The following is a 13,525-nucleotide window of genomic DNA, read 5'->3' on the forward strand; positions in this document are numbered from 1 at the left end:
GCCTCCTACTGGATCAGCACCGAGCACCTCGCGGACTGGATCGCCACCCGCGGCTACTCCACCAGCTGACCCGAACAACAAACGAACACCGCAAAACACCGAAAGGGCCGGACCCCACCACGGGGACCGGCCCTTCCGGCATCTCCCATGCAGAAGGCCGGCCCACAACGGGCCGGCCTTCTCGTCGTCCCATTGCCGAAAGGCTGGCCCCGCGACGGCCGGCCGTCGTCTCGGCGCAGCGGGTCGCCGGCGTACCGGGCGGCGGCGTGCCCGACGACGCTGATGCCGGCTGCGGTGGCCCGTCGGCTAGCTCACCGGGCCGCCCGTGTTCCGGATCATCTGCTGGAGCACCTTCAGCGCCGTGACGTAGTCGGCGTCGTCGATGCCGTGGTGGATGCGGTCGCGGATCGCGGGGGCGTGCTTCTTGAGATCGGCGCGGGCCTCGTCGCCCGCCTCGGTGATCCACAGCCGTCCCTCGCCGTCCCGGGTGAGCCAACCCCGGTCCAGTAGCACCGCCGACTCCGCCTCCAGGTCGTCCTCGGATCTGAGGTAGCTGCTCATCGCCTGCCGGAGCTCGGCGATGGTCATGCCGCGCCCGTCGGGGGAGATGTCGTTCTTCGACAGGTTGCGCAGCAGCCAGAACTGGGGCTGGGTGAAGCCGAACTCGGCCTGCCGGGCGCGGGTGAAGGCGATCAGGGCCTCGTAGGCCACCCCGGTCCAGTACGCGGCAGGCTGAGCCGCGAGCTCGGCATCGGAAAGGTGCTGCGTCGTCATGCGCGTCGTCTCCTGTTGGCTTGCGGACCAGCGACTGGCTTGTGGGCCAGCGACGTGGCTTCGCGGATCAGCGACCGGGCCAACGTAGAACCTCAATCGTGGTTGAGGTCAAGAACGACAAGACCGGCGTCGGGCCGGTTCCGGACGAACGACCGTTGCTCCAATGTATCGACATGTGTCACTGTCTAGCTCCCTCCGACCCCGAGGAGCCCTCATGAGAGGTAGAACGATGCGCACGCGGCTCGCGCTCGTCGTGTGCGCTGGACTGACGGTGACGCTGGCCGCCCAACCGGTGGAGGCGTCCCCGTCCGCAGGTCCGGCTGGCGTGCGACCGATCGCCGCAGCCGCCGCTCCCGCCGCCATGCCCGCAGCCCCGGCACGGACCGCAGCCGCGGTGCTGGCGGCGCCGGACATCTCGGTGACCAACCTGCAGGCGCACCTGACCCAGTTCAACAGCATCGCCACCAGCAACGGCGGCAATCGGCGGGCCGGCTCCGCCGGCTACACGGCGTCGGTCAGCTACGTCAAGAGTCGACTCCAGGCCGCCGGCTACACGGTCTCGGAGCAGTACTGCTCGTCCTGCACGTACCCGTCGAACAACCTGATCGCGGAGTGGCCGGGCGGCCCGGCCGACCAGGTGGTCATGTTCGGCGCGCACCTGGACGGCGTCTCGGCCGGTCCGGGCATCAACGACAACGCCTCCGGCTCGGCCAGCCTGCTGGAGAACGCCCTGGTGCTCGCCCAGCAGAACCCGACGATGACCAAGCGGGTCCGGTTCGCCTGGTGGACCGACGAGGAGCAGGGGCTCAACGGCTCTCGGTTCTACGTCAACTCGCTGAGCGCGACGCAGCGCGGCTACATCAAGGGCTACTACAACTTCGACATGGTCGGGTCGACGAACGGCGGATACTTCATCAACCGGCTCACCTCCACCACCGCCGCGCCGCTGAAGGCGTACTGGGACTCGCTCGGTCTGCAGCCGGAGGAGAACGTCGAGGGGCAGGGACGCTCCGACGACTACCCGTTCCAGCAGGCCGGCATCCCGACCTCGGGCTACGCCGCGGGCGCCAGCGCCCGCAAGACCAGCACGCAGGCGGCCAAGTGGGGTGGTACGGCCAACGCGTCGTACGACCCGTGCTACCACCGGGCCTGCGACACCAGCAGCAACATCAGCGCGACCGTGCTGAACCGGGCCGCCGACGGTGTCGCGTACGCCATCTGGCAGCTCGCGGTCAGCAGCGGCACCCCCGGCAGTGACTTCTCCGTCTCGGTGAGCCCGACCTCGGGCAGTGTCGCGCGGGGCGGCTCCCGGACCGCGACCGTCAGCACCGCCACCACCGCTGGCGCCGCACAGCCGGTCGCGCTCTCCGCCTCGGGAGCGCCCAACGGTGTGACGGTCTCGTTCAGCCCGTCGTCGGTGACCTCGGGCGGCTCGGCGACGATGACGCTGACGGCGTCCGCGACCGGCACCACCGGCGCCTTCACCATCACCGTGACCGGCACCGGCTCGGTGACCCGGACCGCCACGTACACGCTCACCGTGACCGGCACCGGCGGCTGCGCCGGCGGCCAGTTGATCGGCAACGGCGGGTTCGAGAGCGGCACCAGCCCGTGGACGGCGACCTCCGGCGTGATCACCAACTCGGCCGACCAACCGGCCCGGACCGGCTCCTACAAGGCGTGGCTGGACGGGTACGGCCGCACCCGCACCGACACCCTGGCCCAGTCGGTGACGCTGCCGGCCGGCTGCACCGCCTCGACGCTGACCTTCTGGCTGCACATCGACACCGCCGAGACCACGACCTCGACCGCGTACGACCGGCTCACCGTGCGGCTCGGCAGCACCACGTTGGCGACCTGGTCCAACCTGAACGCCGCGGCCGGCTACGTGCAGCGCACCCTGAACGTCGGGGCGTACGCCGGTCAGACGCTGAGCCTGACCTTCACCGGCACCGAGGACTCCTCGCTGCAGACCAGCTTCGTGATCGACGACGTGACACTCCAGGCGAGCTGAGCACGGCCGGCGGCCGGGCACGGGATGGCTGGGGTGGACATCGCGTCCCGGTGAACCGTGGCCGGCCGCCACATATTCACACACATCTATTTATGGTAGAAATTCTGCAAGGCCGGCCTCCTGCTTCGCACATTCCCAACCCCCTGAGCGAACGGGAGACCCATGTCGTCCACCCGAACCACCCTGCGCCGCCGCGTGCTCACCGTGGTCGTGGCCACCCTCGCCACGCTCGGCGCGGCGCTCGGGCTCGCCAGCCCGGCCTTCGCCATCAGCCACTCCAGCGCCACCTCGCAGCTGCGCGCCGCCAACATCTCGTGGACCTCCAGCGGCAACTGCAGCAACCGCAACGTTGCCACCTGCACCTCGTTCGACGGCGTCCGGCAGGCCACCATCGACGGCATCATCACCTTCAAACGGGCCAGCGGCTGCGCGGTCACCATCACCGCCGGCACCGAGGTCGGCCATGCCAGCGGCACCTACAGCCACTGGAACGGCTACAAGCTCGACATCGCGCTGAGCACCTGCATCCAGAACTACATCTCGTCGCACTACACGTACCTCGGCTACATCGCCGGCTTCGGATACCAGTACCGGGCGGCCTCCGGGAACCTCTACACCAAGGAGGGCAGCCACTGGGACATCCTCTTCTACACCTGCGGCTGCTGACACCCGGCACGCAGCACGCCCGGCCGGAGCTGACCGGGTGACGGCCGCCGCCGGAGTTCTCCGGCGGCGGCCCCGCGCCGGGGCGCCGTCTCCGGCGGGCGGCGACCGCGGACGCCCCCGCGACCCGTTCGGTGACGACTCGTATCCTTTCCGCGAAGCCACCACGCGACGAGGGAAGGGAGACGGTGTGGGCAACCCGGTCGAGACGTTGGAGTTCCAAGCCGAGGCGCGTCAGCTGCTCCAGCTGATGGTCCACTCGATCTACTCGAACAAGGACGTCTTCCTCCGTGAACTGATCTCGAACGCCTCCGACGCGCTGGACAAGCTGCGGCTGACCTCCCTGGTCGACAAGGACCTCGACGTCGACGCCTCCGACCTGCACATCGAGATCGAGGTCGACCGGGACGCGCGCACCCTGAGCGTGCGGGACAACGGCATCGGGATGAGCCGCGACGAGGTGGTCTCGGTGATCGGCACCATCGCCAAGTCGGGCACCGCCGAGCTGCTGCGTACGCTGCGCGAGTCCGCCGACGCCGCCGCCTCGCAGGAGCTGATCGGGCAGTTCGGGGTCGGCTTCTACGCCGCGTTCATGGTCGCCGACCGGGTCGAGCTGCTGACCCGCAAGGCCGGCGAGGAGAGCGGCACCCGCTGGTCGTCCAGCGGCGAGGGCACCTACTCGATCGAGCCGGTCGACGCCGCCCCGCAGGGCACCACGGTGACCCTGCACCTCAAGGCGGCCGACGCCGAGGACAACCTGCACGACTACACCGCCGAGTGGACGATCCGGGAGATCGTCAAGCGCTACTCCGACTTCATCGCCTGGCCGATCCGGATGACCGTTGAGCGCTCCGGCGAGGACGGGGCCAGCACCCGCGAGGTGCAGACGCTCAACTCGATGAAGGCGCTCTGGGCGCGCAGCCGCGACGAGGTCGACCAGGCCGAGTACCACGAGTTCTACAAGCACGTCAGCCACGACTGGGCCGATCCGCTGGAGATCGTGCACATGCGTGGTGAGGGCACCTTCGAGTACGAGGCGCTGCTCTTCATCCCCGCGCACGCGCCGCTGGACCTCTTCGCCCCGCAGGGTCGCCGCGGCGTGCAGCTCTACGTCAAGCGGGTCTTCATCATGGACGACTGCGAGGAGCTGATGCCCGGCTACCTGCGCTTCGTCAAGGGCGTGGTGGACGCGCACGACCTGTCGTTGAACATCTCCCGGGAGATCCTCCAGCAGGACCGCCAGATCCAGGCCGTCCGGCGGCGGCTGGTGAAGAAGATTCTGGCGACCGTCAAGGACCTGAAGGCCAACCACGCGGAGCGGTACCGGACCTTCTGGACCGAGTTCGGCGCGGTGGTCAAGGAAGGCCTGATCGACGACACGGAGAACCGGGACACCCTGCTGGAGCTGGTCAGCGTCGCCTCCACGCACGACCCGGCCGAGCCGACCGACCTGCGCGGCTACGTCGAGCGGATGAAGGACGGCCAGAGCGACATCTGGTACGCCGCCGGGGAGTCCCGGGCCATGCTGGAGAACTCACCGCACATGGAGGCGTTCCGGGCCAAGGGGCACGAGGTGCTGCTGCTCACCGACCCGGTCGACGAGGTGTGGGTCGAACGGGTCGGCCAGTACGACGGCAGGCCGCTGCGCTCGATCGCCAAGGGCGAGGTCGACCTGGACACCGACGAGGAGCGTACGCAGGCCGAGGCCGGGCGGGAGCAGCAGCGCAAGGAGCACGCCGAGCTGCTGACCTGGATGGCCGGCGCGCTCGCCGACAGCGTCCGGGAGGTCCGCCTCTCGTCGCGGCTGACCACCTCGCCGGCCTGCGTGGTCGGCGACGCCCACGACCTCACCCCGACGCTGGAGAAGATGTACCGGGCGATGGGGCACGAGGTGCCGTCGGTCAAGCGGATCCTGGAGCTGAACCCCGGGCACCCGCTGGTGGCGGGGCTGCGCAAGGCGCACGAGCAGGGCGGCGACCAGGCCGAGCTGCGGGAGACCGCCGAGCTGCTGTACGGCATGGCCCTGCTCGCCGAGGGCGGGGAGCTGGCCGACCCGTCCCGGTTCACCCGGATCCTGGCCGACCGGCTGGCCCGGACGATCTGAGCGCGAGCGGTGGGGGACCCGGCGGGTTCCCCACCGCTCACCTCAAGGGCGCGGACGCGGCGGCCCCGGGCAGCCACGCCGGCCGGCTGCGCAGCAGGCGCTCCAGCATCGGCAGGCCCACGCCGAACGGCACGACGCCGAGCGCGAGGAACGTGAGCACACCGAACCCGGTCACGGAGAAGGCCGGCACCTGCGTGCCGCTGAGCAGTTGGGCGACGGTCTGGAACGCCACGTGCAGGCCCACACCGGCCCAGATGGTGCCGGTGAGCGCGCGCAGGTATCCCAGGCCGACACCGAAGCCGAGGAAGACGGCCAGGCGCACCGGGTCGTCGACCGCGCCGACCAGCACACCCCACGCGGCGAAGAGGGCGGCCTGCGCCAGGATCGTTCCCCACCGGCGCAGCCGCTCGGCGAGGTTGACGAACAGATAGCCCCGGAAGACGAGCTCCTCCGGCAGCGCCTCGAGCAGGAACACGAGCACGATCTGCGTGGCCACCAGCAGCAGGAGCGCGGCCGGGGAGTGGAGCAGGTCGATCCGCACCCAGCCGAGCGCCACGCAGCCGGCGATCGCGAACAACGCCGGCAGCAGCCATATCGCGGCGCCGACGAGTGCCATCCGTACGGCGCCACGCCCGGCGACGCCCAGCTGTGCCAGCGGACGCCGGTCCAGCCACCGGCACGCCAGCACCGCGATGCCGCACAGCACGACGGCGGTGAGCAGGGCCCGCAGGGCGTGCGCCCCGCGGTGGTACTCGTCCGGAGCCACCCCGAAGGGGGAGCGGGCCACCGGGGTGATGACGATCAGCGCGGCGGTGACGGCCACGAAGACGAGTCCCACCCGCCAGGGCATGGCGAGCCGGGGCTGGTGGGCGGGTGAGGGCGGGCTCATCGCGGTCTCCGTTCCGGGGGAGCGGCCGAGGCGGCGCCCCGCGTCGCCGGGAAGCGGGCCACCCCAGTGTGGCGGGCGCGGTCACCGCCGGTGACCCACGCTTGCCGGGTTCGCGGACTGGGTAACACCGCCGGACATGAGCACGAGCAGCGTCGCCCCCGTCCCGACCCCGACCGCCGCCCCGGTGGGCACGGTCGCGGTGGTCGCCCACCGACGCAAGAGCCTCGGCGGCGGCCTCGACGAGCTGCGGGCGACGCTCCTCGGCGCCGGTGTCGACGACCTGCTCTGGTACGAGGTGCCGAAGAGCCGCAAGGCGCCGAAGAAGGTGCGCAAGGCGCTGAAGAAGGGTGCCGGGCTGGTCTTCGTCTGGGGTGGGGACGGCATGGTGCAGCGCTGCGCCGACGCCCTGGCCGGCTCGGGGACGCCGATGGCGATCCTGCCCGCCGGCACCGCGAACCTCTTCGCCGCCAACCTCGGCATCCCCGAGGACCTGGCGGAGGCGGTCCGGATCGGTCTGCACGGTCGGCGGCGGCGCCTCGACCTGGGCCGGCTCAACGGCGAGCACTTCGCGGTGATGGCCGGCGCGGGGTTCGACGGCGACCTGATCCGCGAGGCGGACCGCGATCTCAAGGGCCGGCTCGGGAGGCTCGCGTACGTCTGGACGGGGCTGCGGCACGTCCGGGGCGAGCTGGTGCGCACCCGGATCCGGGTGGACGGGGTCACCTGGTTCGACGGCGAGGCGAGCTGCGTGCTCTTCGGCAACGTCGGCACGATCACCGGTGGCATCCCCGCCTTCGACGACGCCCGTCCCGATGACGGCTGCCTGGAGGTGGGCGTGTCGACCGCGAGCGGGGCGATCGACTGGGCCCGTACCCTCGGCCGGATGGCGGCCGGCCGGTCGACCGACTCGCCCTTCGTCCGGATCACCCGGGGCCGCCGGGTGACGGTCCGCTTCGCCGCGCCGCGGACGTACGAGCTCGACGGCGGGGCGCGTGACGCGGTCCAGAAACTCAAGGTCCGCTCGGTTCCCGCCGCGCTGACCGTCTGCTGTCCCGAGCCCCGCGCCTGACCAACCGGGCCCGGCTTCCGTCCCCTGTGGACCTCTGGCGCTTTCTGACGCCTCGGTTGTCGACCTCGTCGGAGACTTTCGTCGGTTCAGAGAAAAGTACGGCGAGGGCCGACGAAAGGCCTGGACACGATGGGGCCAACTTAGTAGTGTCGGTGCACATCAATATGTTTCATCGAGACGAACCGGCGGCGCGGTAGATCTCGATCGATTGGTCTCCGGGCGGCGCAACCCGTCCGGCGATCGCCGACCCGACCAGGGACGGCACCACGGGGGTCAGCGGCACACCCGGCGACCCGGTGCGGAGACGCGCCGCGGGTCGACCCTCGTTCGTCCCGCTCTCGATGGCGCCCCGCCAGCTGCGAGGCGTGGCACCACCACCCCGTCAGCTCCACGCTGAACACGCCCGATGACGCGTGCGATCCGGCTCGCGCACTGATCCGGGCTTACTCCATCCACACACCGGACGGCCGTGGCACCGCCACGGCCGGGGCTCCGTGCGGCCGGGAGGGGCCAAGCGGATGGTCGCTCGGCGACACATCTGGACAGAGGTGACCTGACGGGGGGCTGCCTGCTCCCGCCCGGCGCGCCTCGAACCTGGGAGAGAGGCATAGATGAACGGGTACACACCCCCCGCCCGGCTCCGGCCGGGCCGGCTCCGGAGATCGATAGCGGCCGTCGCCACGGCCGCCCTGGTGTGGGTGACCGCCGGAGTGGTGGCGGTGCCCGCGAGCGCGCGCCCCGTCGATCCGGAACGGTCGACCTCAGCCGCCCCCACGGCCCAGCCGCGTCAGCTGCAGGCCCAGGTGCTCACCTGGACCGCCGGCGACAACTTCCTGGCGTACCGCTCGGCCCCCACCACCGCGGTGGCCGGGCCGGCGACGCTCGTCTTCGAGAACAGCGCCGCGACCGGCAACACCACCGGCATGCAGCACACCCTGACCTTCGACACCGGTAACCCGGCGTACAACAGCGACGTCGACGTGAACATCCTGGCCGACCCGAACGACGCCAACGGCGGCCGGTGGACCGTCGACGTGGTGCTCTCCCCGGGTACCTACCGGTACTTCTGCGCGATTCCCGGCCACGGCAGTATGACCGGCCTCCTGGAGGTGTCCGGCGGAAGCTCGGACACCACCGCGCCGACCGCGTCGGCCGAGGTGACCGGCGAGCAGGACGGCACCGGCGCGTACGTGGGCAGCGCCACCGTGAACCTCTCGGCGACGGACAGCGACTCGGGCGTGGACAAGATCGAGTACTCGCTGGACGGCGGAGCGTACGGCGTCTACTCGACGCCGGTGACGGTGAGCCAGCCGGGCGAGCACACGGTCAGCTACCGGGCCACCGACAAGGCGGGCAACACCTCGGCGGTGCAGACCGTGTCGTTCACCGTGGCCGCGCCCGCGCCCGACGACACCACCGCACCCACCGTGACCGCGTCGCTCTCCGGCCAGCAGGACGCCGACGGCAACTACGTGGGCAGTGCCACCGCCACGCTGTCGGCCACCGACACCGAGTCCGGCGTGGACAAGATCGAGTACTCGCTCGACGGCGGCGCCTACGCCACCTACTCGGCCCCGGTGAGCGTCAACGCGGTGGGTCAGCACACGCTGACGTACCGGGCGACCGACAAGGCGGGCAACACCTCGCCCGTGCAGTCGGCGTCGTTCACCGTGGTCCCGCCCTCGTCGGACGACACCACCGCGCCGACCACGGACGCCATGGTGCACGGTGAGCAGAACGGTGACGGCGCGTATGTCGGCGGTGCCACGGTGATGCTGGCGGCGACCGACGCCGGTTCGGGCGTGGACACGATCGAGTACTCGCTCGACGGGCAGCCCTACGCCGTCTACTCGGCGCCGGTGCCGGTGAACCAGCCGGGCGAGCACACGGTGAACTACCGGGCCACCGACAAGGCGGGCAACACCTCGGCGGTGAAGAGCGTGTCGTTCACGGTGGTGGAGCCGTCGCCGGGGGACACCACGGCGCCGACCGCCTCGGCCTCGGTCGCCGGTCAGCAGGACGCCGCGGGCGCGTACGTGGGCAGTGCCACGGTGACGTTGTCGGCCACCGACACCGAGTCCGGTGTGGACAAGATCGAGTACTCGCTCGACGGCGGCGCCTACGCCACCTACTCGGCGCCGGTGAGCGTCAACACGGTGGGTCAGCACACCGTCAACTACCGGGCGACCGACAAGGCGGGCAACACCTCGTCCGTGCAGTCGGTGTCGTTCACCGTGGCGGCGCCCCCGCCGCAGGACACCACGGCGCCGACCACGTCCGCCGTGTTGCACGGTCAGAAGAACGGCGACGGAGCGTTCGTCAGCAGCGCCACCGTGGTGGTGACGGCGACCGACGCCGGTTCGGGCGTCGACAAGATCGAATACTCGCTCGACGGGCAGCCGTACGCCCTCTACTCCGCGCCGGTGACGGTGAACCAGCCGGGTCAGCACACCGTCAACTACCGGGCCACCGACAAGGCGGGCAACACCTCGACGGTGAAGAGCGTGTCGTTCACCGTGGTCGCGCCCCCGTCGGACGACACGACCGCGCCCACGGTCACCGCCTCGGTGTCCGGCCAGGTCGACGGCGAGGGGGCCTACCTCGGCAGCGCCACGTTGACCCTGTTCGCCTTCGACGCCGGCAGCGGAGTCGACCGGATCGAGTACGCCCTCGACGGCGGCGAGTATGTCCGCTACGCCCGCCCGACCACCGTCGACCAGCCCGGCGAGCACACGCTCAGCTTCCGGGCCACCGACAAGGTCGGCAACACCTCGGGCACCGGTTCGATCACCTTCACCGTGATCGCGAGCGGATCCGGGGTGAACTGCCGGGTGCCGGACACCCGGCCGACCGTGTGGTTCGGCACGTTGGACAGCGGCGTGGCGAACCGGCCGGTCGAGGGTGACTGCACGATCAACAACCTCTTCGACGGCCAGCGGACCTGGCGCGACCACGCCGAGTTCGTCGACCACGTCAAGCTGATCGCCGAGCACCTGGTCCACCTCGAGGTGCTGAGCCAGAAGGAGCGCAACAAGCTCGTCGACGCGGCCCGCCGCTCCGGCGTCGGCAAGTCGGAGGCCAAGAACGGTTACCTGCCGTTGCTCGACTCCACCGCCGCCTCGTTCAAGCAGTGGGAGCACGTCGGCGGAGGCGGCTTCCTGCGCAACGCCGACGGGTCGATCACCAGCAGAGCCGTCCCGGGCATGGGCATGCTCTGGTTCCCGAAGCAGACCTACGGGGACTTCTCACTGAAGCTGCAGTGGCGCGACGACGCGCCCGGCGACGGCCGCGCCAACAGCGGCGTCTTCGCCCGCTTCCCGCAGGTCCACCAGCACCCCGACGAGTCCCGGCCCGAGTGGGTGGCCATCAAGTACGGCCACGAGCTGCAGATCTACGACCGGCCCGACGGCGACCAGTACAAGAGCGGTTCGGTGTACGGCTTCGACGGGGTGGACCTCACCGGGGCGCGGGTCACGCCGAAGGGCTCGTGGAACGACTACGAGATCCGGGTGGTCGGCCAGCACTGGTCGATCTTCCGTAACGGCGAGCTGATCAACGAGTACCTCAACCCTCCGGGCGCTGTCTTCAACCCGCCCCGATCCGACGACCCCGGTGGGGCCGGCCGGCAGAGCGCCAGCGGATACATCGGTCTGCAGAACCACGGCGCCACCGACGTCATCAGTTTCCGTGACGTCCGTATCGCCCCGCTGACCCCGGCCTCCGCCGGCAACTGAGCGAAGGGAACACCACCAATGGCAAAGCAGAGAATCGATCGTCGAGCCCTGTTGCGTGGGCTCGCCGGCTCCACGGTCGCGGTCGGCGCGGCCAGCCTCGCCGGAGCCCTTCCCGCCTCCGCCGCCGGCGGCCGGGGCCGGCTGATCCCGCAGGGGCACATGGGCATCCAGCTCTACAGCGTCCGCGACAAGATCTCCCAGTTCGGGTTCGCGTACGTCTTCGACGAGCTGTCCCGGATCGGCTACCGGGAGGTCGAGTTCGCCGGCTACACCCAGGGCGACGTCGGCACCATCACCCCGCAGCAGATCCGCAAGCTGCTCGACGACAACGGCCTCAAGGCGGCCGGCAGCCACCGTGGCCTGGGCGACTTCCGCGCGAACCTGGAGCAGGAACTGGACATCGCCGAGACCCTCGGCATGCCCGCCCTCGGCACCGCCCAGGCGCCCACCGGCGACCGCACCATCAGCGGCTACCAGAAGGCGGCGGCGGAGTTCAACACCTGGGGCGCCGCCGCGGCCGCCCGGGGCATCAAGCTCTACCAGCACAACCACACCATCGAGTTCAGCTTCGCGACCGACCGTCCCGACGTGCGGCTCTACGACCTGTTCCTGGAGCTCACCGACCCGCGCTACGTGTACCTGGAGATGGACATCCTGTGGGCGTACGGCGGGGCCCGCAAGTATCCGGGCTTCCGGCCGGTCGACTACGTCAACGCCAACCCGCACCGTTACCCGCTGTTCCACGTCAAGGACGGCGTCCCGCTGCCCGACCCGCAGCAGGGCAACTCCTACCTCGACGTCGAGTTCGGCGCCGGTGTCATTCCGTTCACCGAGTTCTTCGGTGAGCTGAAGAACCGTGGTCGGTTCGAGTACCTGTGGGAGCAGGACACCGGGCCCAGTGCCCAGCCCAACCCGCCCGGTTCGCTGGGCGCCGCGGCGCGCAGCTACCGCCGGATGCGCAACCTGCGGGGGACCAAGTGAGCGCCCCCGCCTGGCGGCTGACCGAGGACGGCCCGGCCCCGGAGGCTGGCCCGGCCCCGGAGGCCGGCCCGGCGCGCCCCGCCCGTTCCGGCTCCACCACGCGCCGGATGTTCGTCGTCGCCGCGATCGTGGTGGTGACCCTCCTGGGCGCGGGCGGCTTCGCGGTCGCGGGCGGGACCGCCGCCCTGCTCCCGGAGCGGCCCGAGGGCTGCGCCAGCCCGGACCGCAGCATCAAGCTGTACGCGGTGGAGCTGCCCCGGGACGGCAACCAGATCCGGCTCGGTTACGGACTCACCCCCGAGACGGCCTCCTACCCCGGCCCGACGATGGAGATGACCGAGGGGGAGTGCCTCGCCATCACCCTGTACAACCAGGTGCCCGTGGCGACCCTGGAGGCGCTGCGCACCGATCCGACCCATCCGCTGGGCGTGTCGCTGCACGCGCACGGGGTGAAGTACACCCAACTGTCCGACGGCACGGCGCAGAGCTTCTCGTACGTGCCGCCCGGCCAGTCGCGCACCTACACCTGGTTCGCGCAGAAGCGCAACCGCACCACCGGGACCCCGGGCACCGCCGGCTACTGGTGGTACCACGACCACGTGGTGGGCGGCCCGCACGGCACCAAGGGCCTCGGCGCCGGCCTCTTCGGCGGCCTGGTCGTACGGCGAGCCGGCGATCCGAAACCCGACCGGACCTACACGACCGTCTTCGGTGACCTGCAGAGCATCAACCTGCGCCGGGGCGCGGCCGCCGACACCTGCGACTACGACAACCCGCAACCGGGCCCCACCTGCCTTGTCGCCAAGAAGGGGGAGCGGGTCGAGTTCATCGTCGTCGGCATGGGCAACGACATGCACACCTTCCACGTGCACGGGCACTCCTGGGCGGACACCAGGACCGGCGCGGTGAGCGGCACGAACGCCGAAGTCGACCAGATCCCGATCGTCGACAACAAGACGCTCGGCCCGGGTGACTCGTTCGGGGTGCAGATCATCGCCGGTGAGTCGGTCGGTCCCGGCCACTGGATGCTGCACTGCCACATGCAGTTCCACTCCGACGCGGGCATGTCCACGACGCTGCACGTCCTGGACGAGAACGGAAACATGCCGCCCGGTGGTGGCCACGACCACGCCGCCGCCACCGGTGCCGCTCCGGCCGGCGCCGCGGGCGCGGAGCCGGCCGTCGCCGGAGCACACCAGCACAAGTGACCGTCGGCGGTCGCCCTCCTCGGCGGCCGCACCGCACCGGCCGAAGGGAAGCGGTGGCCGCGGATCCACCCCGGATCAGCGGCCACCAC

At 70.8% G+C, this 13,525-nt stretch carries 9 protein-coding genes; 7 read left to right on the forward strand and 2 right to left on the reverse strand.

Annotated elements, in window-relative coordinates; translation table 11 throughout:
* Positions 1-306 precede the first annotated feature (306 nt).
* The gene (locus tag ACIP9D_RS20815; RefSeq protein ID WP_350873678.1) at positions 307-774 is read right to left on the reverse strand and encodes a MarR family winged helix-turn-helix transcriptional regulator; all 468 of its coding nucleotides are present in this window, start codon (positions 772-774) and stop codon (positions 307-309) included.
* A gap of 214 nt (positions 775-988) precedes the next feature.
* Between ACIP9D_RS20815 and ACIP9D_RS20820 the strand changes: the two genes are divergently transcribed.
* The 3 genes from ACIP9D_RS20820 (at position 989) to htpG (ending at position 5,555) form a co-directional block, all read left to right on the forward strand.
* The gene (locus ACIP9D_RS20820; RefSeq protein ID WP_350873679.1) at positions 989-2,788 is read left to right on the forward strand and encodes a M28 family peptidase; all 1,800 of its coding nucleotides are present in this window, start codon (positions 989-991) and stop codon (positions 2,786-2,788) included.
* Between the two features lie 162 nt (positions 2,789-2,950).
* Positions 2,951-3,454 carry a hypothetical protein gene (locus ACIP9D_RS20825; protein ID WP_350873680.1) on the forward strand — a complete coding sequence of 168 codons (504 nt, stop codon included), beginning with the start codon at positions 2,951-2,953 and terminating at the stop codon, positions 3,452-3,454.
* A 187-nt stretch (positions 3,455-3,641) separates the two neighbouring features.
* Complete coding sequence (htpG, locus tag ACIP9D_RS20830; protein WP_350873681.1) at positions 3,642-5,555, forward strand: molecular chaperone HtpG; 1,914 nt, start codon at positions 3,642-3,644, stop codon at positions 5,553-5,555.
* Positions 5,556-5,592: 37 nt separating this feature from the next.
* Here htpG and ACIP9D_RS20835 read toward each other — a convergent pair whose 3' ends face one another.
* A complete protein-coding gene (locus ACIP9D_RS20835) occupies positions 5,593-6,444 on the reverse strand; it encodes a type II CAAX endopeptidase family protein (RefSeq protein WP_350873682.1) in 852 nt (283 codons plus the stop codon).
* A 136-nt stretch (positions 6,445-6,580) separates the two neighbouring features.
* On the opposite strand from ACIP9D_RS20835, the gene ACIP9D_RS20840 reads away from it, so the two are divergent.
* The 4 genes from ACIP9D_RS20840 to ACIP9D_RS20855 all read left to right on the forward strand — a co-directional run bounded on the left by ACIP9D_RS20840 (position 6,581) and on the right by ACIP9D_RS20855 (position 13,436).
* A complete protein-coding gene (locus ACIP9D_RS20840; RefSeq protein WP_350873683.1) occupies positions 6,581-7,513 on the forward strand; it encodes a diacylglycerol kinase family protein in 933 nt (310 codons plus the stop codon).
* A gap of 611 nt (positions 7,514-8,124) precedes the next feature.
* Positions 8,125-11,247, forward strand: coding sequence for an OmpL47-type beta-barrel domain-containing protein (locus ACIP9D_RS20845; protein ID WP_400450592.1), 3,123 nt, complete (start codon positions 8,125-8,127; stop codon positions 11,245-11,247).
* A gap of 18 nt (positions 11,248-11,265) precedes the next feature.
* Positions 11,266-12,228, forward strand: coding sequence for a sugar phosphate isomerase/epimerase (locus ACIP9D_RS20850; protein ID WP_350873685.1), 963 nt, complete (start codon positions 11,266-11,268; stop codon positions 12,226-12,228).
* A complete protein-coding gene (locus tag ACIP9D_RS20855) occupies positions 12,225-13,436 on the forward strand; it encodes a multicopper oxidase domain-containing protein (RefSeq protein ID WP_350873686.1) in 1,212 nt (403 codons plus the stop codon). Before ACIP9D_RS20850 ends, ACIP9D_RS20855 begins: the two co-directional genes overlap by 4 nt.
* Positions 13,437-13,525: the final 89 nt, after the last annotated feature.

The organism is Micromonospora sp. NPDC093243 (assembly GCF_044753725.1).
In the GTDB taxonomy this organism is placed as follows: Bacteria; Actinomycetota; Actinomycetes; order Mycobacteriales; family Micromonosporaceae; genus Micromonospora.